At 39.3% G+C, this 26,860-nt stretch carries 21 protein-coding genes; 12 read left to right on the forward strand and 9 right to left on the reverse strand.

Going from position 1 to position 26,860, the window contains the following annotated elements; genetic code table 11:
- Window positions 1-7: 7 nt before the first annotated feature.
- The 4 genes from FNW02_RS17535 to FNW02_RS17550 all read left to right on the forward strand — a co-directional run bounded on the left by FNW02_RS17535 (window position 8) and on the right by FNW02_RS17550 (window position 5,687).
- A complete protein-coding gene (locus tag FNW02_RS17535; RefSeq protein ID WP_191758792.1) occupies window positions 8-1,318 on the forward strand; it encodes a mannosyltransferase family protein in 1,311 nt (436 codons plus the stop codon).
- Window positions 1,319-1,448: 130 nt separating this feature from the next.
- Window positions 1,449-2,846 carry a DUF2079 domain-containing protein gene (locus FNW02_RS17540; protein WP_191758793.1) on the forward strand — a complete coding sequence of 466 codons (1,398 nt, stop codon included), beginning with the start codon at window positions 1,449-1,451 and terminating at the stop codon, window positions 2,844-2,846.
- Window positions 2,847-2,872: 26 nt separating this feature from the next.
- Window positions 2,873-4,264, forward strand: a complete 1,392-nt coding sequence (locus FNW02_RS17545; RefSeq protein WP_191758863.1) for a DUF2079 domain-containing protein — start codon at window positions 2,873-2,875, stop codon at window positions 4,262-4,264.
- A gap of 52 nt (window positions 4,265-4,316) precedes the next feature.
- Window positions 4,317-5,687 (forward strand): mannosyltransferase, encoded by a 1,371-nt coding sequence (locus FNW02_RS17550; protein WP_191758794.1) that lies wholly within the window; start codon window positions 4,317-4,319, stop codon window positions 5,685-5,687.
- Between the two features lie 51 nt (window positions 5,688-5,738).
- Here FNW02_RS17550 and FNW02_RS17555 read toward each other — a convergent pair whose 3' ends face one another.
- Entirely contained in the window at window positions 5,739-7,283 is a 1,545-nt protein-coding gene (locus FNW02_RS17555; protein ID WP_191758795.1) for an ArnT family glycosyltransferase, read from the reverse strand.
- Window positions 7,284-7,442: 159 nt separating this feature from the next.
- Between FNW02_RS17555 and FNW02_RS17560 the strand changes: the two genes are divergently transcribed.
- Window positions 7,443-8,402, forward strand: a complete 960-nt coding sequence (locus FNW02_RS17560; protein WP_191758796.1) for a glycosyltransferase — start codon at window positions 7,443-7,445, stop codon at window positions 8,400-8,402.
- Window positions 8,403-9,539: 1,137 nt separating this feature from the next.
- A complete protein-coding gene (locus FNW02_RS17565; RefSeq protein WP_191758797.1) occupies window positions 9,540-10,451 on the forward strand; it encodes a polysaccharide deacetylase family protein in 912 nt (303 codons plus the stop codon).
- A 262-nt stretch (window positions 10,452-10,713) separates the two neighbouring features.
- Here FNW02_RS17565 and FNW02_RS17570 read toward each other — a convergent pair whose 3' ends face one another.
- The gene (locus FNW02_RS17570; RefSeq protein ID WP_191758798.1) at window positions 10,714-10,929 is read right to left on the reverse strand and encodes a DUF2839 domain-containing protein; all 216 of its coding nucleotides are present in this window, start codon (window positions 10,927-10,929) and stop codon (window positions 10,714-10,716) included.
- 234 nt (window positions 10,930-11,163) lie between these two features.
- The gene (locus FNW02_RS17575; RefSeq protein ID WP_191758799.1) at window positions 11,164-12,714 is read right to left on the reverse strand and encodes a helicase C-terminal domain-containing protein; all 1,551 of its coding nucleotides are present in this window, start codon (window positions 12,712-12,714) and stop codon (window positions 11,164-11,166) included.
- Window positions 12,715-12,836: 122 nt separating this feature from the next.
- Between FNW02_RS17575 and FNW02_RS17580 the strand changes: the two genes are divergently transcribed.
- Both FNW02_RS17580 and FNW02_RS17585 read left to right on the forward strand, forming a co-directional pair.
- Window positions 12,837-13,799: a M48 family metallopeptidase gene (locus tag FNW02_RS17580; protein ID WP_191758800.1), complete on the forward strand. Its 963-nt coding sequence runs from the start codon at window positions 12,837-12,839 to the stop codon at window positions 13,797-13,799.
- A gap of 154 nt (window positions 13,800-13,953) precedes the next feature.
- Window positions 13,954-14,379, forward strand: coding sequence for a hypothetical protein (locus tag FNW02_RS17585; RefSeq protein WP_191758801.1), 426 nt, complete (start codon window positions 13,954-13,956; stop codon window positions 14,377-14,379).
- 125 nt (window positions 14,380-14,504) lie between these two features.
- Here the strand turns inward: FNW02_RS17585 and FNW02_RS17590 are convergent, their stop codons facing one another.
- On the reverse strand, window positions 14,505-15,062 hold the full coding sequence (locus FNW02_RS17590; protein ID WP_191758802.1) for a Uma2 family endonuclease: 558 nt from the start codon (window positions 15,060-15,062) through the stop codon (window positions 14,505-14,507).
- Between the two features lie 122 nt (window positions 15,063-15,184).
- Here FNW02_RS17590 and lysS point away from each other — a divergent pair, with 122 nt between their 5' ends.
- A complete protein-coding gene (lysS, locus tag FNW02_RS17595; protein WP_191758803.1) occupies window positions 15,185-16,870 on the forward strand; it encodes a lysine--tRNA ligase in 1,686 nt (561 codons plus the stop codon).
- A gap of 77 nt (window positions 16,871-16,947) precedes the next feature.
- Here lysS and FNW02_RS17600 read toward each other — a convergent pair whose 3' ends face one another.
- On the reverse strand, window positions 16,948-17,544 hold the full coding sequence (locus FNW02_RS17600) for a glyoxalase-like domain protein (protein ID WP_191758804.1): 597 nt from the start codon (window positions 17,542-17,544) through the stop codon (window positions 16,948-16,950).
- 199 nt (window positions 17,545-17,743) lie between these two features.
- On the opposite strand from FNW02_RS17600, the gene FNW02_RS17605 reads away from it, so the two are divergent.
- Together FNW02_RS17605 and FNW02_RS17610 are read left to right on the forward strand one after the other, a co-directional pair.
- Window positions 17,744-18,373: a sigma-70 family RNA polymerase sigma factor gene (locus FNW02_RS17605; protein WP_191758805.1), complete on the forward strand. Its 630-nt coding sequence runs from the start codon at window positions 17,744-17,746 to the stop codon at window positions 18,371-18,373.
- Between the two features lie 98 nt (window positions 18,374-18,471).
- On the forward strand, window positions 18,472-19,599 hold the full coding sequence (locus FNW02_RS17610; protein ID WP_191758806.1) for a tetratricopeptide repeat protein: 1,128 nt from the start codon (window positions 18,472-18,474) through the stop codon (window positions 19,597-19,599).
- 76 nt (window positions 19,600-19,675) lie between these two features.
- Here the strand turns inward: FNW02_RS17610 and FNW02_RS17615 are convergent, their stop codons facing one another.
- From FNW02_RS17615 to FNW02_RS17625, 3 genes are all read right to left on the reverse strand, one after another.
- Window positions 19,676-20,494, reverse strand: a complete 819-nt coding sequence (locus tag FNW02_RS17615) for a hypothetical protein (RefSeq protein ID WP_191758807.1) — start codon at window positions 20,492-20,494, stop codon at window positions 19,676-19,678.
- Window positions 20,495-20,794: 300 nt separating this feature from the next.
- Window positions 20,795-21,277 carry a DUF2267 domain-containing protein gene (locus FNW02_RS17620; RefSeq protein WP_191758808.1) on the reverse strand — a complete coding sequence of 161 codons (483 nt, stop codon included), beginning with the start codon at window positions 21,275-21,277 and terminating at the stop codon, window positions 20,795-20,797.
- Between the two features lie 191 nt (window positions 21,278-21,468).
- Window positions 21,469-22,950 carry a sensor histidine kinase gene (locus FNW02_RS17625; RefSeq protein WP_191758809.1) on the reverse strand — a complete coding sequence of 494 codons (1,482 nt, stop codon included), beginning with the start codon at window positions 22,948-22,950 and terminating at the stop codon, window positions 21,469-21,471.
- Between the two features lie 655 nt (window positions 22,951-23,605).
- Here FNW02_RS17625 and FNW02_RS17630 point away from each other — a divergent pair.
- Window positions 23,606-26,344: a hypothetical protein gene (locus FNW02_RS17630; RefSeq protein WP_225225722.1), complete on the forward strand. Its 2,739-nt coding sequence runs from the start codon at window positions 23,606-23,608 to the stop codon at window positions 26,342-26,344.
- Window positions 26,345-26,398: 54 nt separating this feature from the next.
- On the opposite strand, the gene FNW02_RS17635 is transcribed toward FNW02_RS17630, so the two are convergent.
- On the reverse strand, window positions 26,399-26,851 hold the full coding sequence (locus tag FNW02_RS17635) for a hypothetical protein (protein ID WP_191758811.1): 453 nt from the start codon (window positions 26,849-26,851) through the stop codon (window positions 26,399-26,401).
- Window positions 26,852-26,860 lie beyond the last annotated feature (9 nt).

Consider the following 26,860-nt stretch of genomic DNA (forward strand, 5'->3'; position numbering starts at 1 on the left):
CAAGTCTATGGCAAAAGTTCAGACAGATATAAAAAAACTTTTATGGAAAAATGATTTTTTCTTTCCCGCAATAATGTGGCTTGTCAGCCGAATATTTATTTTGACTGCCATGTTGCTGGTTGCGCCAAAGCTGCCGTTACCAGTAGAAGGAATTGTGCCCCGTTTTGGCTGGGAGGTTTTTGACGCTTGGGATAGTATGCATTACCGAGCGATCGTCACTTCCGGGTATGAATTTGTCAATGACGGCAAACAGTATAATCTAGCCTTTTTTCCCTTATTTCCCTTAAGCATTTGGGTGTTGATGAAGTTGGGCTTGCCGTTTGAAATGGCAGGTACGCTGGTGAATAATCTGGCATTTTTTGCAGCGCTTTACTGTTTGTATTTTTGGGTTAAGGAGCATTATGGGATCAGCGCCGCGCAGTGGGCGACTGCGGTGTTGTCTTGGTGTCCGTCGTCCATGTTTACGGGGGTGATTTACACAGAAGGGCTGTATTTGTTTTTGAGTACAGCTACTTTACGGGCGTTTGATCAAAAGCAGTATGGCTGGACTACCCTTTGGGGTGCAATGGCCACAGCAACACGACCCACAGGGATGGCGCTAATTCCGGCCTTGGCGATTGCATCTTGGAAAGAACGCAGACCACCTATTGCCTACGTTGCTAGTTTAGCTACCGCTATTGGGCTACTTTTATTCAGTCTGTACTGTGCAATTTATTTTGGTAATCCCTTAGCGTTTATCGAAGCACAGCGGGGATGGCGACCTTCCCTAGGGTTTGATTGGCAGGGTTGGTTAAACATGCTCATGCAAATTCCATTGGGCACAAATAATTGGCAATTTGGCTGGATTAAAGACCCATCTGGCAGGATTATTAAAGATCCTTGGTATCCTTTGTGCTTCGGTGTAATTGTTGTCAGTGCTTATCTTTTATGGCATTACCGTAAACATTTGAGTTCTGCAAAGGTAGTCTATAGCTTTTATGCGTTCGTCTTATTTTTGTTGATACTGGCAAACGAACAATTGATCAATAACTTGCTGAACGCGTTTATGGTCTTGGGTGGAGGCTGTATATTATGGCGATTACGTGCACAACTGACCCCAGTTACTATTCTCTATGGCTTTTGTGGTATTAGTCTGCTGCTAGCCTCTGGAGGAACTATCTCCTTAAGTCGTCTCGCTTACGGTATTGTGCCTCTGAATATAGCTATGGGTGTGCTGCTATCTCGCCATCCGCGTCAGGGATATTTAATGTTGGGTTTGTTTATGACATTACTCGCCAAGATTGCTGTAGGATTTGCCCAAGAACGCTGGGTAGGGTGAAGAGGATTGGGGACTGGGGAACTCGGGGCCCCCTCTGGGGATAAGGGGCAATGGGGATTAGGGATTGGAAATTGGAATTTGCTCTTAACTTCAGACTATTGATGCTTACTAATAATAGTTTTTTGATGGCATGGGAAAAAAACTGAATCAGTTTAGTTCTGTTGGTTGGATGATTGGCGTAAGTGCCTTAATTTTGTTCGCGTCCAGCGGCTTACGACACGAGCTGTTTAATTCAGGCGCTTGGGACTTAGGAATTTTTGACCAAGCAGTTTACTTAATTAGTCAGGGACAACCGCCGATTTCTTCTTTTTTGGGTTTTCATATTCTTGGCGACCATGCTGCTTGGATATTGTATCCCTTGGCTTTGCTGTACAAAATTTATCCCAGTGTTTATTGGTTGTTTGCAGTCCAGTCAGCTGCTTTGGCGTTAGGTGCTTTGCCTACATGGCATCTAGCCCGTCAAGCTGGGTTGAAAGAAAGCCAAGCAGCAGCAATGGTGGGGGTTTATCTGCTGTATCCAGTAGTGTATAACGCCAATTTGTTTGATTTTCACCCAGATACGATCGCCATCCCAGCACTTTTGGCGGCGGTTTTAGCAGCACGGCTAGGTCAGGTAGGATGGTTTTGCTTAAGTATTCTCATAGTGTTGGGATGTAAAGCGGTATTATCTTTGACAGTTACCGCTATGGGAATTTGGTTACTTTTTTTTGAAAAGCGGCGGCTATATGGTGCGATCGCTTTTATTAGTGGTCTTGCCTGGTTTTTAATTGCTAACAAGGGGATCATCCCATTTTTTGGCAGTGAAGCAGCGTTACTTGAACGTCATCTTTATCGATATAGTTATCTGGGAAACTCCTTTCCCGAAATGACTAAAATTTTGCTGTTTCAACCAGAATTAATCTTAGGAAAAGTTTTTTCATTAACTAACTTAGAATATTTAGTTCTATTATTAGCACCTGTAATTTGGGGACTTCTGCCTCAAGTGACAGCTTTGATTGGTGCTATTCCTTGTTTAGTACTCAACATTCTCGCCAATCATCCATCGCAAAAAAACTTGATTTTTCATTATTCGCTACCAGTCATACCATTTCTAGTGTTAGCTGTAATTGCCAACTTAGCAGCAGGTAGGGCATGGCTGCGAACCCCAAGAGCAATTATTTTGTGGTCATTAGTAGGATTTTTTGCTTTAGCTAAATTTGGTTTTTTTGCCTCACAACATCTGAAATATCTGGATAATTGGCAAGCTACACGAGAAGCGCTCGCCCTTGTTTCGTCATCAGGAAATGTACTAACTACAGAACACATTGCACCACACTTAAGCCAACGCAAATTAATTAAATGTAAATTTGTTAAGTTTCCACCAGATAATGAGTTGAATACGTTTGATTATATATTACTAAATGTCCGCCATCCTGGTTGGTCAGATACTTCTGAGTCTGCTATTAACTTGGTAAATCAACTGAAAACTCAGTCAAGGTTTAAGTTAACATACCAGCGCGATGATATATTTCTATTTATAAAAAATTGAGCAAATTGTCTAAAATTACTTACGGAATGAAAAACCTGAAGCTTGGTACTGTTGGTTGGATGATTGGCATCAGTGCGTTAGTTTTATTCGCTTCTAGTAGCTTACGGCACGAACTATTTCAATCAACCGCTTGGGACTTAGGAATTTTTGACCAAGCAGTTTACTTAATAAGTCAAGGACAAACGCCTATTTCTTCTTTTTTAGGCTTTCATATTCTCGGTGATCACGCTGCTTGGATTTTCTATCCTTTGGCTTTACTATACAAAATTTCCCCTAGTGTTTACTGGTTGTTTGCTGTACAAGCTGCTGCTTTGGCGCTAGGAGCTTTGCCTACATGGTATCTAGCCCGTCAAGCTGGATTAAAAGAAAGCCAAGTACTTGCAATTACTACTACATATTTACTATATCCGTTGGTTTTTAATATTAATTTGTTTGATTTCCATCCAGAAGTTATGGTTTTACCTGCACTTTTGGGAGCAGTTTTAGCAGCTAGAGAAAAACATATTTGGTGGTTTTGTTTTAGCATTATCTTAGTGTTAGGATGTAAGGCTGTTTTGTCTCTCACAGTTGCCGCAATGGGTGTTTGGTTACTATTTTTTGAAAAGCGGCGACTATATGGTGTGATCGCTCTTATTGTTGGTCTTGCCTGGTTTGCGATCGCCACTAAAGGTATCATTCCCTTTTATGGGACAGAAGCAGCCTCCATAACACGTCATCTTGGAAGATACGGCTATTTAGGAAGCTCATTTTCAGAGATAACTAAAAATTTACTTTTCAACCCAATAATTATCTTAGAAAAGCTTTTTTCATTGGATAACTTAGGATATTTAGTACTGCTGCTAGCACCGATCATTTGGGGAATATCGCTCCAAGGAATGACGCCCTTAATTAGTGCTATTCCTTGTTTAGCTATCAACCTTTTTGCCGACTACCAACCTCAAAAAGAATTGCTACATCAGTACTCTCTACCAATTTTACCATTCCTGTTATTATCTGTAATTTCTAGCTTAGCAGCAGGTAGAGGTTGGCTACAACATAAACGAGCAATTATATTGTGGTCATTAGTGGCGTTTTTGAGTTTAGCAAAGTTTACTTACTTCGGTGAAAGATATTTAGAATCTCTCGATACTTGGCAAGCTACGCGAGAAGCGATCTCTCAAGTTCAACCTATAGGAAGTGTTCTCACTACAGATGAAATTGCTCCGCATTTAAGCCATCGACCATTGATTAAATTAATTCAATCAAATTCACCATCAGTTAATTTAAAAGCATTCAATTATATATTGCTTAATATTCGCCATCACGGTCTATCAAGTAATCAAGAATTTGATATAAACTTGTTAAATCAGCTTAAAAATCAGCCAGAATTTAAACTGCAATATCAACGTGATGATGTGTATTTATTTGTAAAAACCTAGTTATTTTTTATCCATTTTTTCTTATTAATTTTTATATATATTGCTGCAATACATGAAAACCAAAAAAATAATCATAGTAATTTTACTTTTAATAATATGTAGTGCATTTATACTTTGTGCTGCTGTAGGGATGTGGATTTACCCTGATACTTTCTATAAGTTTTTTTCACAGTCTCAATTGGTTCGAGAAAATCCTCCACAGTTACCCCATAAAAGTTACTACTGGGATATACAAGCTTACGCCGAGATGGCTATAAATCCAAGCTGTCAGGCATTTTATCCGCTTTGGCCTTTAATCATCCGTAATATTTTTCATCCACAAACTATAGAGCAGGCTGCACACTATTTTTTACTCGTTGCTACTACTTTATTTTTTATTTCTACTTTTTTGCTTTTTTGGGTTTTAAAAATAGGTTTACAACGCTTATATTTAACTTTCTGGTTAGTTTTAGCCTATACTCTGAATCCTATGGCAATATTCCGAGTTATAGGTTACACAGAAAGCTTATTTGCGACACTTAGCACCTTTCTTATTTGGGTTTGCTTGCCACAATTAAAACTCAATGAAAAAATAAAACTTTGTTTTACATTTATTATTACACTTTTAATGGCTTTAACTAGACCAGTATTGCTCCAAATATTTTTTTCGACCATAGCAGCAATTATGACAATGTTTACATTAGAAATTTTGCAGTTAAAAGTTTATTCTTGGAGGAATTTATTAATTGGCATCAAAAAATATCAATATGAACTTAAAATGTCCATCACTATGTGGATATCAACATTATTAGGCTACTCTATTTACGGAAATTTCTGTCTCCAAACTAGAGGTGATTTTCTTGCTCCTTTCCATGACCAAAAAAACTGGGGAAAAGCTTTAGGTCTGCATTTAGAACTGTTATTATTTCCTAAATCTTTGCTAATTGACCTTTTAGGTTTGTATTTACCTTTAATTATTTTATTTTTATCACTTGTTTTTGTTTATTTCAAACTTATTCAACCACAAAATATATTTGCTCCTAAATATAAGTTTTGGCAAAATATATTAATACTATATCCACCTTTGCTAATCTGCTTATATGTTCTTAATTTTATTATCTTAAAAAAGAGAAGTTTTCAATACAATTCATACAAACTGTTGATATCTAATTACACTAAAATATTGGCTAGTAACTATCTTTTTTGGTTTTGTATTTACTTTACTACTGCTCACTCAATTATTATATTTTTTACCCAGGATAGATTACATAGCTTGGGAAGATATATATTTGCAGTTCCCTTCTTTTTCGTAGCTTTAGGATATTTATATCGTTGTATTTCTGGTAAAACAAAATATCACACTTTGTGGTGGCTAATTTCGATTTCTGCTATTGGATTAGTTCAACAGTGGATTAATTATGGTCAGGATAAATGGCTTGGTTAGAACATATAAAATCTGATTAATTATCTAAATAAAAGTAATGATAGTTAAAATTTAATTAATTGATGGTGAAATTAAAGTAAAATCTTCAGCAGTGCCAAGAACTTTACTACCTAGTAAATTGACTTTTTGTAAACTTGCATTATCTAGCAGTAAATAAGATTTATTTGACCACATTTCTTGTAAAATAGGCAAACTTTGAGGAATTACTTTGCAATCACAATAAAAGTTCAAACTAGGACGGCCATAAGCAAAAGAGGTGTAAATTGTTGTTCCTGGTGAGACGTGTTTGCGAATTAATGTAGCAACTGGCTTGACTGCGAAAGCTTCATTTAACTCCCAAATCCATGATTGTGAACTCATTAGCAGTGCTAAAACTAAATACATTCCACAAAACAAAACTTGAATAAACTGGCGATCGCGCTGTTTAATCAGCCATGCTACAATGCTCATACTTATTGTTAAAACTATACTCATAACAATTAAAATAGGCTGAGAATTTGTAATCGTAAAGTAAACGCAACCTCCTAAACCTGCAATAGCTATAACAGCAAATAATATTGCCAAAATTTGTGTTTTAAAACGATGTTGTTGCCATTCACTAAGTTCAGCACCAATTGCCAAAGCTAAAAATGGATAAACAGGCATGACATACCACGGCAGTTTTGTTCTCATCAAAGAGATAGTTCCTAAGTAAACAATTGTGCCGATCAGAATTAAAGAACCCCAAGTCGTATAACGCTTTTTCCAAGCTAGATAAAATCCTTGCGGCAAAAATAACAGCCAGGGAAAACCATACTTAAGTAGCTCAATTAAATAGTACCAAGGAGGTGCGCTATGACCTTCAACAGGTTGTACAAGGCGAGCAAAAGTTTGTGCTTGAAAATTAACTTGTAAGAAACTACTTCCATAATGTTGCCATTGAGCAGTATACCAAGCGATCGCTGGAGCATTTCCTAAAAACATTCCCACCCATAAATAGGGGTTTATCAATAAAGCTAATTGTCGATTTGCCAACATAAATAAACAAACAATACCTCCTAATAGCAAAACTATCATTCCCTTTGTCAGAGTAATTAGCCCAAAACAAAATCCTACACCGAGAGCATATCGTCGGTTATAACGTGCTTTTAAAAAGCAAAACAACAACATTAGGAAAAAAGTAATAATCGTACCATCTAACATCGCCAGTCGTCCGTGACGCACCACAGGCAACATTGTTAAGTAAACCAAAGCAGCAAACAGAGCTGGTATTTGGTTAAAAAGTAAACGCCCCACCAAGTAAAGCAAAGGCACTCCCAAGGCAGTTAAAACTGCACTAGGTAAACGTGTTGTCCACTCATTGACGCCACCAATTGAGTAAGCCCAAGCAATTAGTAAGTGTATTAGGGGCGGCTTATTATGGTAAGGTTCACCTCCCAAGGTAGGGTAAAGCCAACGCATTGAACCAACTGGAGCACGCCAAATTTCACGGGCAACTTGTGCTACTGTACCTTCATCCCAGTCTCGTAAGGGGGAGTTTCCCAAAAATATTAGCCACAGAAATAGAGCTCCCACGAGCAAGCTCAATAGCCATTCTTTTTCTCGGAATGGACGCATATCTAAAATCGGAATAATCCTTTGATAATAGGTTGATTCATTTCTGTAACTCTATATAATTTTTTATTTGCACAAAAATTTATATTGACATGAGAAATGACAGCAATTATTTTACAGTAAATCTCTCTCATTAAAGGTGATATAAACCAGATAACAACTGTGACTAAGCCAATCTACTCTCTAGTAATCCCTATTTATAACGAAGAAGAAAATATCACTGAAATGTATCGGCGTCTGATTAATGTAACATCACAGTTAGATGGTGAAGTAGAATTGATTTTGATTGACGATGGTAGTCGCGATCGCTCTTTAAGTATGATTCGTGAACTTCACCATTGCGATCGTCGTGTGCGCTATCTCAGTTTTGCTCGGAATTTTGGTCATCAAATCGCAGTCACAGCTGGTTTGAACTTTGTTCAAGGCAAAAGTATCATCGTCATGGATGCCGATCTCCAAGATCCTCCAGAACTAATCTTAAAGATGATTGAAAAATGGCAACAGGGCTACCAAGTAGTTTATGCTCAGCGTATATCTCGCCAAAAGGAAAGCTGGCTAAAACGTCTTACTGCCTACGCTTTTTATCGCATTCTTCAACGGCTAGCTAATGTAGACATACCTGCCGATACAGGAGACTTTTGCTTGATGGATAGGCAAGTAGTAGATATTCTGAACGCAATGCCTGAGCGCAACCGCTACATTCGCGGCTTACGAGCTTGGATAGGATTCCGTCAAACAGCCATACATTTTGAACGAAATCCTCGTTTTGCCGGCAAAGTTAAGTATACTTTTGGTCAATCTTGGGCATTAGCAGTTGATGGAATTATTTCATTTTCAATTGTTCCCTTAAGACTGGCAACTTATATAGGGTTGCTGTCAGCCGGTATAGCTCTGTTAATGATATTGCTAGTACTATATTGGCGTTTATTTGACCCAGTGTCTCCATTAATTGGCTTCACTTTAATTACAATTGCTATGTTGTTTCTAGGGTCTGTGCAATTACTTTGTATTGGAATTTTAGGCGAGTACATTGGACGTATTTATGAAGAAGTCAAAGGTCGCCCTATCTATACTTTGAAGGAAACTGGAGGCTTTACTAAGACATCAGAGCCAGCCAAATAAGCCTTACATTTGTGTTAGAGCTTTATGAATGAGGGTTTATAACTTTTAATTAACCTATTTGCCAACGTTTGGCTGTCGAATATACAGTAAATTTCTTTAACTCTGCAATAATTTTGTTTACTTTTGTTAACTAAATTTAGACGCATTTATCTAGGATGATTAGTAACAAAAGTTACATTATTTGTGAATAATTGATGCTGGAATAATTATATCAGATAGCTACTATAATTTTAACATTTTTCTCATAATTTTCCTATCAATTACCGTATAAATACGGTAACATTGCATATTGAATTGTACTATTAATAATGTATTGCCTTTCTGGACTTGAGGTAAATAGTAGCTAACAAAAAATTTCAAGTAATTTAGGCTGATGTACCAGCATCAAAAACTGAAATAAGCTATCAATAAAATTATTTTCAGTGAATGAGTGAACAGTATCTATGTTAACGAATAACTGCCCCTTGGCAATGAGAAACTATATTAACTTGATTTGCGTCTATTTATTTCTCAGAAGGTCAAAGGCAACATCAGCATGTTAAAAATTTAACTTTTTCTTAAAAAGGAAGGAATAGTCATAGACAGTAGAATATACATTATAAAGAATGAACTATTAGTTCATTAGATTTTTTCTAGGTGGTTACTGTACCCCTTGTGTCAATTCTGTATACTAATCCAATAATTCACTAGCCCACCTCATTCGCGAAGACACAAAACCCGGAAGGCTACTGACTCCCGGTTAAACTGTCTACAAGCAATTAGCGGTTAGAGGAAAACAGGAGTTATAAATTGGCTCCTAGTAGCATGGTTTGTTGAGGTGCGGTTACTTATTCAATTACGCTTATTCTTAAAGCTAATAGTGGAAGTGTGGAAATGCAGACTTTACCTCTTATAGACGCGTAGTTGAAATTAAATAGTACCAATTTTTATATGACCAGCGTATGTCCAAAGCCAACCAATTTGGACTTTGGTTAAACCTGTATAATTTTCTTCACAATTTTTTCATTCCTGTTAATCTCTATTCTATTTTTCAGGATTATTTAGAGAATCACTGTGTATTTGAGTATCTAGAAAAAATGTGCTACAACGTACCGTCAAAATTGTTACCGATGGTTCGACCCTTGAAGGAGCTATGAAGTGGAAAACAATAAATCGTTTCTTTGGCCGGAAGGAATATTAATTACACTGCTTGCATTGTGCGGTACTTTCAGCCTTGGTTTTATGATGCTTGTAAAATCAAATTTTTCCGAGGCTCAGAATAGACAAAATATATATGTCACCGATATAGCAGCGAAAGTAGGAACTCAGCAGCGCATTGAGGGATTAAAGGCGGCGATGCTCACAACTTGGCAGCAAGAAGCACAAGCAAAGGGACTTTCCTACTCTGTACCATCAAGCTTTCAAGGAGTAATAATTAAGGCTGCAAAACTTACTCATGGTCAAAAGGTGATTGCTCTTACTTTTGATGACGGCCCTTGGCCTGAGACTACAGACCAAGTATTAGATATTCTCAAAGCAAATAATATCAAAGGGACATTTTTTGTTGTTGGGCAGAACTTGAAAAATTATCCCGAATTAGGGAAGCGGATTGTAATTGAGGGCCATGTGATTGCTAACCATACTTGGCATCACTGGTATCATTTTTTCAATCCACAGGCAGCTGCTTTTGAAATTGAGCGTACGACAGACCTGATTTATCAAGTTACAGGTGCTAAAACAACTCTGTTCCGACCACCTGGTGGCATGCTACATAATGGATTAGCGGCTTATGCCAAAAACAAAAAATATACTGTAGTTATGTGGTCAGCTGACTCCATAGATTACAAGCTGCCAACTGTACCAAACTTGATCAAGAACGTGATCAAAGATTCAAAACCTGGTGGTATTGTGCTAATGCATGATGGTGGTGGTAATCGTTCCAGAACTGTGCAAGCTTTACCAGAAATTGTTAGTACTTTTAGAAAGCAAGGCTATCGTTTTGTAACTATCCCAGAACTTTTAGAAATACAAGATACAGACCAAAAGTTGGCTGCTCACAAACAGAAATAGTTATTAAATATGAGTTAATATGGTTAAGTCAAAAATAATTATTGGGTTTCCCTTTGCTTTACTCAACCTACTAATTTTATGGTTTTTAGCTCTAACACATAGCGTATTGAATTAAAGGTTATTAATCAATAATTATTTGTTAACAATTAATAACTAACTCTGACTTTTGGTATTTTATACTCCCACCAGGTTTTCTGATAAAAAGTCTACTTATGAACGGTTACGCGGAAGAAGCGTAACCGTTCATAAATGAAATCAATATTTATAAGACTACTTGCCACCAACCAAAAGCTGGGCCGATAAAACGGATAGTCACCCATGCAACAACCATAATGCCAATACCTATCCAGGCACCGCGAGTAGTCCAAGCGACAAAGAGTTCAGCTTGGGTTTTGGTGATGGGAACCCAAGGCAAGATTCGAGTATCTTGACCGTATTTTTCTCCAAGTGTGGTTTTACGACGCTTTGCTTCACCCATAATCAGCAATTAAAAATTTAAAATTCAACGTAGTTCTAAGTTCATACTGACAAATTTATTACTTGCACAACAGCCGTTGTAAACTTTATTGCTAGTGCAAATTTCAAATGTCATAGTTAATGAAACTTGGAATGTTCGATCAAACTGATAATAGCGCTTGCTATGAGACGATCGCGCTTCGGTTGACAAAACGTAAATAGTCAGTAAAAGAGAATAAATAACTGTAAACTGACCTTACGCAGAATTTTCCTCACTAGTATTAGAAAACAGACTTGGGTCAAGATAGTTAATGCGTGCTAAAGGACTAAGAGCGGCAAGAATTTGAGCGCCGTAGCTACGGTTAACCACGCGACTATCAAGTAAAGCAACGATACCTTGATTTTCTCGCACTGGCGCGATCGCCCGTTGTAATTCATTCAAGGCAGATGGTAACAAGAATAAACGAAACCAATCTTGATGCGATCGCTTATAGTGAGCGACCCTACCAGCGACTAAAGGATTTTCCAAAGATGGCAAGGGCAAAGTAGCAATGATCAATAGCCTGGGTGCAGGTAAGACTGTTTGATGTTCTCGCCAAAATTCCCAACCACTGACCAAAATACCATTCTCGTCTAAACAAGTTTTTTCCACCTGCACCCGCGAACCAAACTCTGAAGCCAGAATTGCCCCTACTTGAGACTTGAGTGGCACATCTCCCACTAACACAACCGTCAATCCTGGCGATGTAGCACTTAGGCAAACTAGTGTACGGACTTTGTGGATAAATGCCGCTTGAAATTCTGGCGTGTTAGGTAGGGGCAACTTATAGGGTACATAAAGTTGAATTGCTTCCGCTTGGCTATCCGAGGAAAACTTTAAGCAAGTCAAATCGTCCAAACCCAAGCGCTGGTGAAACAGAGGAGCCTCTGTTTCTGATTCTAAAGCGCTGCCAATTAAAACCACAGGTTGCCGCTGCCAAATGGGCGAGAGTATTTGCGCTAACTCGATTGGGGCGTAGTGCAATGAAAATAAACCTTGACGACGGGCAATAGTCGCCCAGAGGAGGGGAGATGAGGGAGAAAGATTTTCATTAAAGCTTTGAAATTGCTGCCAGAAATGTTTCCAGCCATCAGGTATGTTGGCTGATTCCAATACTGAATAAAGATGGCTTAAAATCTCGGCTTCTGGTTGAGAAATCAGATAGCACTCATAAGGATTAGCGGGATGCTGGAACAGTTCATGTGTCAGTTGCACCCGTGCAGAGCGAATTGCCTCAGCTTGGTTTGGACAAGCGAGCATAAGTTGATCCCAGTCATGCGGTTGAATAGATTGAGTCAGCTGATGACGCACCCAATCTTCCAGATCATCCACTCCATCAATTATTGTGGGAATACCGTGAGGAAAACGATCGCTATCAGTCAACTGACCTCTTAACCAGGCTTCTGGAGTGGTCAACAATAGTCCTTGGAACTCGCTACCTGGCCAGGCGTCACCTGTCCTAATTGGTTTGTTGGCTGGTAGCCACTGCTGTAGCCGAGGAATTTCTACTTGTAACAGGCGTTGCTGTACTATTTCTTGAGCAACAATAATTACAGGCCCATGCCACATCAACGCTGATGCGACAAAACTAGTACGATAGCGCCCTTGATAGCCACAAACTGCCCCTACTTGAATTAAGGCGCTACGTCCTAAGCGCAAGGCGCGTGCTACCAACCTTGCCATCGTCAAATGATGGGGCCAGGAAGGGAAACCCGCCTGCGATCGCAAAAAGTTATGTAGTGACAAATGAACTTCTGCCTCAATCACACGCTTTTAATCCCATACAAAGTGATTTTTACTTACAAAGCCCCATTTCTATTATCTTGTCATTAGTCATTTGTCCTTTGTAAAACGAATGACTAATGACCAATCACCAATCCCTCTGAATTATGCCAACTTACACAGGAATTTCCAGCGAAGCCTTCAGGCATCCACTGGATCGCCAAGCCGAGCAAGCTTTACGAAACTTACCAGGATTTGATTTAATCGCTCGTAAATTCGTGGAATTTGTCTACGAACGTCCTCAATTAGTCTATCTAATGGGCAACACCATCCAAGTCGGGCCGCGCCAATATTCCACTATTTACCAGATGTTTCGGGAATGTGTGCGGGATTTGGACATTTATCCAGAGCCTACACTATTTGTCTCACAAGATCCCCAAGCAAATAGCTATGCTCTAGGGCAAGAGAATCCTTACATAGTCATAAATACAGGGATACTAGACTTACTAGACGAAGCCGAGATTCGGGTGGTGCTAGCCCATGAATTGGGGCACATTAAATGTGGTCATACTATTTTAATTCAAATGGCGATGTGGGCGATGAGTGCTGCATCTGCCTTGGGTGAATTAACCTTTGGCATAGGAAACTTTCTTAGTCAAGGGTTGATTTATGCGTTTTTTGAATGGCGGCGCAAAGCCGAGTTATCTTCAGATCGCGCTGCACTGTTAGTGATGGATGACTTGAACCCAGTGATGTCTTCAATGATGAAAATTTCTGGCGGTAGTATCAAATATAGCCATGAATGCAGTTTACAGGAGTTTATTCGTCAGTCAGAAAGTTATCAAGCACTAGATGAAGATGGACTGAATCAAGTGTATAAATTCTTAATGTATAGCGGTGTGCAAGGAACAATGCTGAGCCATCCTTTTGCTGTGGAACGCTTGCACTATTTACGGCAATGGGCAGTATCAGAAGAATATCAGCAAATTCGCCGGGGAAATTATCAGCGATCGCCTGCTTCAGGATCAGTAAATGTTGCCGCCAAGACTAATGAAAATGAAGCTGAAGCTTTACGCCGTCAAATTGAAGAATTACAACAAGAAATTGAGAGAATGAAAAGATCACAATAGTACTGATCACTAAGTCTGTTAGCTTTCTTCTCTATGTTCGCGTAGCGTGTCGTAGACAGAGGCAGCGCCAATGGGGTGTTTAGCCCATCTTGATTTAGTTTTCTTTTACTCAACACTATTTTTATGTGAAATATATTTCATGAGTTAGTGCATTATGAAAATTAACTTGACAAAACGACTGTTTGTGTTGATTAATATTCTGCTTCTAAGCCTTTTCTTGCCTAGAATTACTTTGGCTGCACCAGTTCAACTCCATACTAATTCTGGTGCTATTTTTGCCCAAGCTGCTAACTCTGTAAAATACTCTGCCGCATCTGCTGATCTAAACCTGACGCCGCAACAACGCCAACAACTCCAGGCTGTGCGTCAACGCAGAAACAAGGAAATTAGTGCAGTCTTAAACTCTTCTCAACGTGCCCAACTTGCTCAAAAACTGCGTGGGAATAATATCTATCAAGCTTTAGAAACACTGAAGTTGCAACCAAATCAGCAAGAATTGGTGGATGCGATCGTGCAATTTACTAACTTGAAGATGAAAGCAATATTATCTCGATATTCACTACAAGTCGGGCAAAAATAAAGGTTGAAAACTCTGGCACAGTTGATCCAACCTCTCCTGACATCTTTCTCTTAGTCAGAAAGTGGGCTTTATCTTTGTCTAACAAAAGAGAAGTTTAGAATTTTCAATTCATGTAAAGCCAAAAATTATGGAAACAGTTGACTAATCTGAACTTCTATTTCTGGAAATGCAACCAAAGATAATGTTGTATCTTCCTCCAGAATAAATTCTTGATTGTAAGCTTCCGAACTGGGTTCACGGAAAACATAAACCTGACGCTGATTCACATCCAAAATCCAGTATTCAATAATTCCTGCTTTAGCATAAAGAAGGGCTTTTTGTTTACGATCTGTCTCTAGCGTCGTGTCAGCGACCTCAATCAATATAAAAACTTCATTGGGTGCAGGATGGTGGTCAATGTACTTTCGTAAATCGATACGGACAACAGCAATATCTGGCTCAGGTTCCGAGTATTGGCTCAACTGAATGGGATCTTGTACCCGAACTAAGGCAACTTCCGCTAGCAGACGCTTGAGGTAGTCAGATGCACACAGCGTTGTCGCTGCGTGGGGAGGATTTTTGGCACTCATCGGAATTACTTGCCCTTCAATCAGTTCCACGCGCTCATCCGCTGCAATAATACCTGTCTCAAACATGCGGTGATACTCATCTATATTCCACAAGCGCACTCTAGTTTGTGTCATTGTGCATTTCCTTGATTCGGCGATTGCATGGCATTCTGGAAGTAGCCTGCAAAGCGTAAATATCTCTTACTCTCAACTTTTGCAGCATCTATAATTAATCTTGCCCTATTTAGTTCGTTACCATGTCGGAAGAAGATATCCGTGCCGCCAGGCTGGAAAAAGTAGACCAGCTCAAGCAGCTAGGAACAAATCCCTACGCCTATCGTTGGGAATCTACCCATCATGCAGCGCAATTGCAAGAACAATTTGCCGATTTACCCAGTGGTGAAGAAGTTGATTTAGAAGTTGCCATTGCTGGACGCATTATGGCGCGTCGCGTTTTTGGTAAGCTGGCTTTCTTCACCTTGCAAGATGAAACCGGCACAATTCAGCTTTATCTGGAGAAAAATCGCATCCAAGAAAGCATGGCAGATATTGATGCCGATGCCTTCAATCACTTGAAACAACTCACAGATGCCGGCGACATCTTGGGAGCAAAAGGTACTGTCAAACGGACTGAAAAGGGCGAGTTATCTGTCTACGTCAGACAATACACCATCCTCACTAAATCACTTTTGCCCCTACCCGACAAGTGGCATGGGTTGACGGATGTTGCTAAGCGTTACCGTCAGCGCTACGTTGACTTGATTGTTAACCCGGAAGTTCGGCAAACTTTCCGCCGTCGTGCCCAAATTACTGCCGGTATTCGCCGTTATTTAGAACAGCGAGATTTTCTAGAAATTGAAACGCCAGTTTTGCAAAGTGAAGCTGGGGGTGCAGATGCACGTCCATTCACCACTTACCACAACACCTTAGAAATGGAGTTGTATCTACGAATTGCCACAGAACTTCATCTCAAACGGTTGATTGTGGGTGGTTTTGAAAAGGTGTTTGAATTGGGGCGGATTTTTCGTAATGAGGGAATTTCGACTCGTCACAATCCTGAATTTACAACGATTGAAGTTTACCAAGCCTACGCTGACTACAACGATATGATGGCGTTAACAGAAGGGATTATTACCACTGTCGCTCAAGAGGTACTCGGCACACTGCAAATTACCTACCAAGGGGAAAGTGTAGATTTGACACCACCTTGGCGGCGGGTAACAATGCACGATTTAGTTAAAGAAATTACAGGCTTAGATTTCAATTCTTTCCAAACCTTGGCAGAAGCTAAAACAGCAAGTAAAAATGCTGGGCTTGAAGCTATAGAAGATGTGCCATCAATTGGTAAACTCTTAAATGAAGCCTTTGAGCAAAAGGTAGAAAGCAACTTAATTCAGCCTACCTTTGTAATTGACTATCCTGTAGAAATTTCGCCTTTAGCCAAGCCTCACCGCTCTAAGCCTGGTTTGGTGGAACGATTTGAGTTATTTATTGTGGGGCGCGAGACTGCTAACAGCTTCTCAGAACTTACCGATCCCATCGACCAAAGAGAACGCCTAGAAGCACAAGCCCAGAGAAAAGCCGCGGGTGATTTGGAAGCGCAAGGCGTAGATGAGGATTTTCTGACTGCCCTTGAATATGGAATGCCGCCTACTGGTGGTTTAGGTATTGGGATTGATCGGTTAGTGATGTTATTAACTGATTGTGCCAGTATTCGGGATGCGATCGCCTTCCCTCTACTCAAGCCTGAAGGCAGCGTTATTAAGCAATTTAGCTATGAGCCAAAAACTCAAACACTGACTATTGAATTTGATAGTGGAAGTGTTTACGAGTATTTTAAAGTACCTCCTAGTGTCAAGGAAGATTTAGACAATGCACCGTCTAAAGGTCAATACTTTAACAAGCTTATTAAAGGGAAATTTAAATTTGAACAATTGAGTTGAGACAGTAAGTAAACCAAATAAAGATATAGGGTGCGTTGAGCTAAGCCTTAACACACCCTACTTTTAATGACTAATAACTAATTTGCTACTTCAGCCAGTTCGATAATGCGCCCTTCATAATCCTTAACCAAAAAATTCAGTGGCTTCTGGTTACGAATCTTAAACTTCAAGCCGCGTGTTTCAACTCGCATTAAAATCATTTCCAGGCAGTCACGGTCAAAGCAAACGTGGCGTTGCTGATTTTTGCTGCCTAAACTAGCGCCAGTAATCACGTGTAGCTGGATGTTTTTCTTTAATTGATACCACAGCCCATCGTTAGCATTATTCATCATTCTGCCTGACATGGTGGGACTTGCGGACATATAAAGTGGATCAATCCCAGTTGCGCCTATAGTTTGTTCGTAGTTGTAGTAGTAGTGCAAAGGCACATCCGCTGCTGGTAAATCTAGCAGACCTTCATATAGCTGTCGTGCTATCTCCAAATCCGACACCATAACGGTGTGTACTTTTGGGGCACTAGTAAGGAACATCCACATAGCGCCAGCATAGGCCGCCAGCAGTATTACCATAATGCCTTGGGTGGAAAACAGGCTATCCAAGGGCAGGGAAGGCAAAAAAGAGCCTAAAGTAACAGGATTGAACAGGAACGATATCACACTAACTGCTATAACCATGAACAAATCAAAGATTGTATAAGGGATTCGCTTTTTATGATTGTCGATTTCAGACTAAAATTAAGTCTTTGTTTTTAGTTTATCAATACTCAACTGATGTGAGTCTCAGCTACAAACTGAGCAGCACCAAGATATTATGCGTTTAACTACGAGGCTATGAGTCTCAAAGATATTTTAACAACTATCAACCGAAAGGCTTGTGCAAATTCCTCACTTTCCTGAAGCTAATCACCCACTAGTTAAGTCGCTGTTTCATCACAGTGACCATGAATTGCTGACCCTGTTTCAGCGCTATCCAGAGGCAGGCAAGTACTTTACAGTCATTTTTTGCCGCTATAGCCCGATAGTGTACACCTTGATTCGGCATTCGGCGCGATCGCCTGTGCAAGCAGATTATCTGTTTGCCCTCACCTGGCGTCATATCTACTACGAACTCGGTGGACTCAATTTAACTAGCGCTGAATCAGGCAAAGAAGCCTTAACCATGCAAAATTGGTTGATCAATATGACAGCTTTCTGTATTAACGAGATTAAAATACCACCCACAGAAGCAATTCATTATTCTCTTCAGGCGACTTCTCCACCACTATGGTGCTATGTAGAACAAGCATTAGACCAACTAAAACCAGTTTTGCGATTAATCGTGTTGATGGCTCAGACTTTCCACTGGAGCGAAACTAGAATCGCTGCTTATCTGCAAGCCGAAGGAGAAGCGATCGCCCCTATCGAAGTAGCCAATTTTCTCCAAGAAGGCTATCGTATGCTAGAAGACAAATTACCTGTAGATATTCGTGCCATTTACTTTGGTGAGGATTTAGGCAAATCTTAATATACGTAAAAACGCGTATGCTAATTGTCTTCCATTTAAAACATTAATACTTCTTCTTAGACCTTCTACTTAAACCCGAAATTTCAGGGGTAAGTTTTATGAAACAACGGCATGTGTTAGGGGATACCATTTTGGATTTAGACCCAACTTTTCACTCACGACGCTATGGTTTATGGATTTTGGCTGTCATCCATGTCTTACGCCAGATTGACAAATTTAAGTTTTGCACTTTTTATTTATTGTTTACTTTTTTGCTTAGTCCCATAGCAGCGGGTGCAGTTGATATTACACAACAACTACATCGCCCTTTAAATAGTTCGGTTGGGCGACAATCAAGAGATCAAGCAGACAGCTTGTTGCGTATCGCTGAACAACAATACGTCTCAGGATATGCTGATAAAACAATTGCGTCTTGCTTGCAGGCACAGAAAATATATCACTCAATTGGCGACTTAAAAGCACAAGGTTTAACTTATAATTTGCTTGCTAAGGCTTATGTCCAGCTAGGTAGTTTCAAAGAAGCGGATGATGCTTTACGGCGAGGATTAGCGATCGCTCGTGATACTAGAGACTTTCAATCTCAGATTTTTGTGCTGAATAACATCGCTACATATTTACTACAACAAGGGGAGTTTGCTGCTGCTGGCAAAACTGTTGAGGAAGCACTTTCAATTGCTCATGATGTCAAAAATATTGAAGGAGAAGGGCTATCATTGAGCAATTTGGGTTTAGTAACTGCCAGATTGGGAGATTATAACAAGGCGATTAAACTGTATGAAAATGCTTTAATTTTCCGCCGTCAAACTGGCGATGCTATCGGTGAAGCTAATACTCTGAATAATTTGGGTGATGCCTACTTAGCATCTGGAAATTATCAGGATACAATTGGCACTTATGGGGCAGCAATGCGGATAGCAAAAACTAAGAGCGATCGCACTAATCAATTACGATCAATTGATGGTTTAGTTACAGCTCACACTGCTGTAGGACGCTATGAGCGTGCCTTGGACTTACTAGAACAGCGTCTAGTACTTGCTAACGAATTACAAAGTCTCCAGGAAGAATTAAAATCGTTTGAATCTTATGCTCAGTTGTATGAGCAACTAGGTAATTATCCAACTGCCCGCAATTTTTATGAAAGGGCTATTACACTGGCCCGGAATTTGGAAGACAACAAGCGGGAAGTATTTTTGCTGGATAAGCTGACTAAAATTCAGAAGCGTTAAGGTGATTTAAAAATCTGAGGTTCCCGCTGACGCTGAGATTCCCGACTTTTCTAAAAAGTCGGGAATCTTGTTATTTCTAATTCAACAATACTGCACCATTTTGCTGAATCCGCATCGTACCTCTATCCTTACCTACGTCAGTTGCTTCGTTCAGTCTGAGTTCTAACATTCCTGGCTCCGAAGAAGACTGAGGAGTCGCTATAAGTAAACCGCCATCGTCGCGTTGGAATGTTACTGTTACTGGCGCATTTAGACCTTGCAACATTACATCCGACTTACCTTTTAGCGATCGCGGTGCTGTATCACCAATTACTTCGTAAGTTACATTAGCCGCAGTGTCATTTACTAACTTGACATTAACTCTACCATTCGCCAGTGCGATCGTAGTACTGGGGGCTTGTTGTTGAGTTGTAGTCGGAACCTGTGGGCTTAAAACACCTTGTCCAGGTATTGATGATTGGGACGTAGGTGGGCTAACTGAAACACCTTGTTCGGGTGCTGGTGATTGGGTTCTAGTGGGAACTTGTGGACTAACTGAAACACCTTGTTCGGGTGCTGGTGGTTGAGTCGTAGTTGGAACCTGTGGACTTGAAACACTTTGTTCGGGCGCTACTGGTTGCGTTGTAATCGGAACCTGTTGGCTTGGAACTTCTTGACTAGAAGTTACTCCTTGTGCTTGACGTTGTTGAGTGAAAGCATTCGGAGGGCATCCCTGTGGTACTATAACCCGACTGTTATGTGGTTCTTCGTAAAAAATTCTTGGGCAGGGGTTGACTTTGGGAGTTGATTGTTGTGCTATTGCTGCTTGAGGAATTGCTGGCAAGCTTATTAGTAATCCTCCACAAATAGCGCCGAGTAACTCAGCCGATTTGCGTAACTTTAGATAATCATTCATTTTTACCTCCTGGGAAAATATTTCAACTTGATCTACACTGCTAAACTTAGCAGCAGTTAAAACTGGGGATAAAAGCCCATTTAGCTTTGCCTGCTGTATTCAGATTTCATTGTTACTTAATAAATATAGAATAAATAGTAATTTTAAATTACCAAATAAATAAAAGTTTTTAACTCTTACTGTAGAGATGAAAAAATCTTGATTTTAAGTATATTTTTAAGCCGTAAGTAGCAGGTAAATAAATCAATAGTTATAGTTAAGAGTTAAGAAATATTTCCTAACTCCTAACTTTAAACTTTACTAAGCTTCTTCCCAGAGTTGACGAACTTTATCAGGCAACCAGCTAGCAATTTCTTGAATTCGTTCTGATGATAATTCGTCTTTAGTAGCAGAAAAAACAGCCTTAACCACCTGTTCCCGGTCTATATTTGGTGGCATTCCACCTTCATTTGCTACTCGAAATAAAAAGCGATCGCTATCAATTTTAAAGATACCAGGGCCTTGCCAAGGTGGGCGTACCCGACTCAGAAATCCCACAATCGGATTTGTATCATGCCACAGATCTGCAATTTCCATTTGCAGCGATTTATCATCAGTTACTTCGGCTGGTTTGTGCAGTTCCTCTTCAACCCGATCAGCAGCTTCGGTAGTCATCAAGTCGCGCATTACCCGGAATACTAATTCGGTTAAGTCTCTAGCATCATAAAGATCTGCCAAACCACTTTTAGCTTTAACCTTTTCTAAAAAAGCCGTATCTTTTTCTTCTATGGGAACTGGTGGCATCTAAACCCTCCGAAATACTTTTATAAATGCGTCATGAGTAAAGAAATTTCACCAAAAATAAACTAGCAGTAGCGATATAAAACTTTTATAAGCTAGAATTATGGTTTAATTTCTCAACCTTTGCAATATAAATTAATATTTAAAACTAAACGTCTGCATCTATCACAGGAAACAATTATTAGATCAGAAATTTAAGACTCAAGAGTTATTGGTAAAGTGACAATGAATGTTGTGCCCTTACCAAGTGTGCTTTCAACTTGAATCTGGCCTTGATGATGTTCGACAATAGCTTGAGCGATCGCTAATCCCAATCCTGAACCAGTAGCGCTTTGTGTAGCTGTATTCTCAGTAGTATGCGTACGCGCTGGATCTACCCGATAAAAACGGTCAAACAAGTGTGGTAGCGCCTCCGGTGGAATTCCAATGCCAGTATCACTGACTTTAATTTGCAATTGGGCGCTGGTGTAACGTAGTCCAGATACCCGATTTATTCCCTCAATACGCGCCAATTCTACATTTACTCTTCCACCAGCAGGTGTGTAGCGCAAGGCATTGCCAATCAAATTTGTAAACAGCCGCACCAGTTGATCCCAGTTACCTATAAATGTGAACCAATTTTCGAGCAATTCAAGACTGTTTTCTGATGCGGGAGGATCAATTAGTTTTAGAGAAAGGCTGATTTCTTGTTCAGCAGCTAACAGTTGTTGTTCTTCCACTACTTCTATCAGTAAGGCATCCAGTGGACAAGGTGAAAAGACATCTTTGGTAATACCGCTATCTTGCCGTGCTAAGAAGAGTAAGTCATTGACTAACTTACCTAAACGCTGTGTTAAGCGTTCCACCACCTTTAACTGTTGTCGATAGTGTAAAGCAGTAGTGGCTTCTGTCTGTGCTAACTCCAAGTCAGCAAGAGCAACTTGCACATTAGTTTGAATCAAAGTAATGGGACTTCTGAGTTCGTGAGAAGCATCAGCAGTAAATTGCTTGAGACGTTGGTAAGACTCGCCAACGGGTTCCATTGCTTTACCCGAAAGAAACCAGCCACTTGCAGCCACGGAAAGCACCATTAATCCAGTACCCAGTGCCAAATCAAATATTAACTGACGGCTGGGTTTGGTGACTTCAAACCAGGGATGACTAACACGCAGATATCCCAATACCTGCCGTCCAACTTCTACACGCTGTGTTACTTGTCGTAATAACAGGGCTGAGTCTTGAGTGCTGTTAGCGAATAGCTTTGGTTTAGCCTGTGCTGAGTTAAGAGTGAGAAGTTTTTCATCTGGCCCTGTCTCCCTCTCTTGCTTAATTACACGCACAGTTTCACCAGTGCGGTTGGCATGAATGGGAATATTTAAAGGTTCGGATAGTGTTGACCAGAGTAATTCACCAGTTGGACTGAACCATTCTAAGTCGATGTGATCATCTTCTACGGTGTCAGCGTTATTACGAAAACTGGCTTCTACATTGATGCGGGATTTATCAGCATCGGAATTAATTGACTCGATAACGAGCGATCGCTCTACTATCTCCACTACATGGTTCAGGGTATCATCAATCCGCTCAACCAATGTACTACGGACGTATAAATAAACGCCACTGGCAAACAGTAGCAGTAGTACAGCAGTGACGGCAGTATACCAAAGAGCAAGACGGCGACGCGTAGCTTGAAACATATTTTTTTACCCTACTTTTTTCACTCAACATACCTGTACTAAGTATTTATATGGTTAAATTTAAGCTTTGTTGTTTAACTTAAGTGATATTACTGAGGCTAGTTTTTGACTCAACAATTACACTCTTGTTGCAGTGAATTTGCTTAAGTCTCCTTGACTCTTTACAGCTAGGTTACAAAAGTCTGTTTTCTTTAGTTACCTATATCAAGATTAGCGAGATAACTGTTTAGTGCATTAAAACAAACGGCAAACACTGATTTTTTAACATCAAAAGTAATAGCTTGTATCTGATAGCTACCAATTTTGTGCAAACAAAACTGGTGGTCAAATTTAGCTGTTTAATTTGAACTTATTCCTTTTGAATATGTCGGGATTTGAACTAAAAGTTATCTTGTTAATTTGTCAAGCAAAAGATTATTTACTTTAAGGAAAACAGCAAGATTTTGGGTCAATTGATTACTGGCATGTACTACTGATGAAAATTACAATTCATATCCGAATTATTTTAGCTTGGTTAATTTTACCTACTATTTTAACAAAATTTATATTGGATGAATCATTTGCGATCGCCTTAGAAATAGATAATCAAAACAGTATTAGCTTAATTGTAAATTCCGATAATAATTTGCAAATAGCTTCTAATAGAGAAAGTAAATTGTATGAAGTAGAAAAATCTCAAAGCCAAGCACTGTTAAAACAGACTTTAAAAAATGCTAAACCTAACTCACAGCAAACAAAACAGCTACCGAAACTTATAATAGCTGAAGTTATCCCAATTGAAGATTTTAAGGTGCAACCTCCTAAGCCACCTGAGCAAGGTGAGGATGAGCCTGAAGCAGATACAACTCAACCATCAAAATTAAACGAAAACAGACCATATACACAAACGCAAGAAATCCTGATACAAAAACTACGCCAAGCGAAAAAGCAACAACAAGACAAACAAAAAGAAATCGTTCTTAATGCCCTGACATTTAGTGCTAATAAATATTCTTGGATTGTTAATCCAACAGATAATATTACCTTTAATGCTCAATTGTTTAAGCCAAATGAAAATGAGAACTATATAGATACAAATATTAGTGTCAGAGATTCACAAGATAGTCAGATTATTGATAAATTTACTTATGCAAATTTTCCTAAAAATGACCAGTTTTACTGGGTCACTAGTAATAATAGGCTAGTATTTGAAACTAAAGGTTCGCAAGCAGGTATCCTTTATCAAGGAAGACAAACTGACACTTATATAACTCAAAATGTGACATCATCGCAAGCATTTTGGGGATTGCAAACTCTCGTCAGCTTGCCTCCTGATTTTGAAGCTTTAAATGGGGAAGCTAATAATAATGAATTGTCTTTAATCTCAGTAGCAGGACAGGTGATTAATCCTGAAGGCGTACCTGCTGGTAGAGTTGTGATTAATAGTGGCGTTGATTTGCAAAGTGCTAACGTCACAGTTTTAGAAAATCGTACACCGATTATTGGTAGTGGCTCAACTTATAGTCCCGATGGTGGTGGAGCTTTATTCCAAGCGTTAGATGCTAGTAATACCCCCCAAATTATTCAAGGCTTTCCTACAATTGATTTGAAACCCCTCCTAGACGAAGGCAATATCAGACTTCAAGAAGGAGAAATCATCCCTAATAACGTTCTAGAAGCAGCTGGTATTTTCTGGGGAGATATTATAACTGGAAAAGGTTTTGGTTTTTCAGCTCCGGTTACTTCAGCACCAGGTATTAAAGTTGCCCAGCGTAGCAAATTCGACAACTTTGATTTATTAAATATAGCAGTCAATCCTTTCCTTTCTCCAACTGAGAGAGACTTACATTATCTTAATTCTTTATTTTGGGTATCTTTTGGAAAAAGGACACCGATATCTGAAACTCTATCTGAGGAACAAGATAGTTCTAATTGGTATAGATTCTACGTCAGCTATCCCCATAATCGTAGTATCCTTCAATACGACACTATAAAAATTAGTGCTACTTATTCTAATATTTTTGCTGCTCCTGGATTATCCATAACAGCTAATTTAAGCAATACTGAAATTGATGCTAAGCAAACTATCAATTCCACATTAGGCATGGCGCTAGGTGGAATTTTTGAAGCAATTCAAATCGAACAAATCGACCAAAGCTTAGTACAAGCTCGCCAAGAATTTGAGAATGGAGAAGGTTTTTCCCCTTTAAAAACAACTGCAACACCTTTTCAACGAAGACAAATAAATCAAAGACTTAATCGTACTTTAGCCTATGCTAATTCAGCTAGTGGTCTAGCACAAGTGTCAGGAACTTTCACACTACCAAGTAAAATTAATCCCAACGAATCAAATATTTTACAAGTGAGAACCGGAAATCATAGACGAGCAGTTCAGTTTCTAGAAAGAGATATTGAACTTTTAGATCCAGGTGATACTTACTTTTCTAATCTCAGTCTTTCTAATGAAAAATTTGGCCCACTGACTTTCGCTGGAATTGCAGTTCCTTTAGATAATACTTCTATTAGCCCAATTAATGAAGCTTCTGCTGCACAAATTATTTTAACTGATTCTCAGGGCAGGCAATTTATACAGAGTTTTAGTTCAAACGATAATACTGTAGTACCGCTTAACGTTCGGACATTTGATTTAGCATTCGATTATATGGAATTCACCAGAGTTGACAAAATAGGCACTAGCTTTAAAGGATTTTCTGGTGAGCTATTGTTACCTACAATCGAATTATTAACAGCAGGTTCTTCTGGTGATTTTAACTATAGTGCTAACTTAGGAACTTGGTTCAATATAGATGCAAACTCAGCCCCAGGCGTTGCTAACAATAATCTAGGACTAGAAGAACCAACTGTTGGTATTTATACTAATGTTTTGCTTAACTATATTAAAACCTATGTACAGTTCGACTCAGCAAAAAAACCTGTAGCTATTGATAATCATGTACCATTTTTGAAAATTACCTGGAATAGCGCCTCTAGTAGAAATAATCCTTTTACTACTTTCCTTAGCTACTTCTTTGAACATCAGGAGAAGAAATTTGGTTATTCTTTAGCTCCTGGCATAGCATTTGTTCAAGATAATAGCAATGGAGAATTACTAGTTCTTTTTAATGGACAGTTCAGTACTAGTAGTGGTTTAAATTTAAAAACAAGTTTCGAGATAGGTAAAGAAACTTTCTTTGAAATACAAGGTTTACATAAGATAGTTACAAATTTTTCTCTTGGGACTTACATAAAAAATTACAGTGTGGGCAATAGAGGTTTGAGTAATAGAGTTTCTGGTTTCAACTACGGTGGTATTTTAAAGTATAATTTCCCTGACAATAATGTTTTTATAGAAACCAGAATTGGTACAGGTGATAGCGGATTTGAACTTCAGCTTCAAGGTGGTTATCGATTCTAATTTTATTAACATAGATGCCCCTGGTGTCGTAGATGCGCTCAATTGTAAAGTAAGTTACTCCATACCTCCTGATAATCCTTGAACTCCATTACCCGCCTGAATAAGAGCCGCTGCATCTTCAAGTTCGTTTACATTTTTTATTGCCTCCACTGTTTGTCCTGTTACTGAAACAAATGGGTTGGTATCAATGGTTGCAGTACTTGCAGGTGTTCCCGCAGAAATAGAAAGAGACTCTACACTTTCGTTACTTGTGCCTAAATTGGTAAAGGTAGGTGTAACTATTAAAGTCGGATTATTTCCTGAGTTAAAATACATACCTTCAGGTAAGAACAGTTCACCACTCAAGCTTTGATAAGCACCAGAAGGTCTAACTATTGTAACAGCACCACGAGCAACAGCTTGTTCCGCATTGGTTGGCGCTACCAAGAAATTCCCCACACCTACTAAGGTTAACAGGCAGGCACTTCCTTTGATTGTTATAGATAATTGGCTAAATAGTTTATTCATGATTTATGA

Source organism: Komarekiella delphini-convector SJRDD-AB1 (assembly GCF_014831675.1).
Classification (GTDB): domain Bacteria; phylum Cyanobacteriota; class Cyanobacteriia; order Cyanobacteriales; family Nostocaceae; genus Komarekiella.

Excerpts from the sequence above, each read along its gene's own strand:
- FNW02_RS17635 (WP_191758811.1), bottom strand. The coding sequence starts at position 26,851 with ATGAATAAACTATTTAGCCAATTATCTATAACAATCAAAGGAAGTGCC.
- FNW02_RS17580 (WP_191758800.1), top strand. The coding sequence starts at position 12,837 with ATGCCAACTTACACAGGAATTTCCAGCGAAGCCTTCAGGCATCCACTG.
- FNW02_RS17625 (WP_191758809.1), bottom strand. The coding sequence starts at position 22,950 with ATGTTTCAAGCTACGCGTCGCCGTCTTGCTCTTTGGTATACTGCCGTC.
- FNW02_RS17620 (WP_191758808.1), bottom strand. The coding sequence starts at position 21,277 with ATGCCACCAGTTCCCATAGAAGAAAAAGATACGGCTTTTTTAGAAAAG.
- FNW02_RS17545 (WP_191758863.1), top strand. The coding sequence starts at position 2,873 with ATGAAAAACCTGAAGCTTGGTACTGTTGGTTGGATGATTGGCATCAGT.
- FNW02_RS17610 (WP_191758806.1), top strand. The coding sequence starts at position 18,472 with ATGAAACAACGGCATGTGTTAGGGGATACCATTTTGGATTTAGACCCA.
- FNW02_RS17600 (WP_191758804.1), bottom strand. The coding sequence starts at position 17,544 with ATGGTTATAGCAGTTAGTGTGATATCGTTCCTGTTCAATCCTGTTACT.
- FNW02_RS17540 (WP_191758793.1), top strand. The coding sequence starts at position 1,449 with ATGGGAAAAAAACTGAATCAGTTTAGTTCTGTTGGTTGGATGATTGGC.
- FNW02_RS17590 (WP_191758802.1), bottom strand. The coding sequence starts at position 15,062 with ATGACACAAACTAGAGTGCGCTTGTGGAATATAGATGAGTATCACCGC.
- FNW02_RS17555 (WP_191758795.1), bottom strand. The coding sequence starts at position 7,283 with ATGCGTCCATTCCGAGAAAAAGAATGGCTATTGAGCTTGCTCGTGGGA.
- lysS (WP_191758803.1), top strand. The coding sequence starts at position 15,185 with ATGTCGGAAGAAGATATCCGTGCCGCCAGGCTGGAAAAAGTAGACCAG.
- FNW02_RS17535 (WP_191758792.1), top strand. The coding sequence starts at position 8 with ATGGCAAAAGTTCAGACAGATATAAAAAAACTTTTATGGAAAAATGAT.
- FNW02_RS17550 (WP_191758794.1), top strand. The coding sequence starts at position 4,317 with ATGAAAACCAAAAAAATAATCATAGTAATTTTACTTTTAATAATATGT.
- FNW02_RS17615 (WP_191758807.1), bottom strand. The coding sequence starts at position 20,494 with ATGAATGATTATCTAAAGTTACGCAAATCGGCTGAGTTACTCGGCGCT.
- FNW02_RS17585 (WP_191758801.1), top strand. The coding sequence starts at position 13,954 with ATGAAAATTAACTTGACAAAACGACTGTTTGTGTTGATTAATATTCTG.
- FNW02_RS17570 (WP_191758798.1), bottom strand. The coding sequence starts at position 10,929 with ATGGGTGAAGCAAAGCGTCGTAAAACCACACTTGGAGAAAAATACGGT.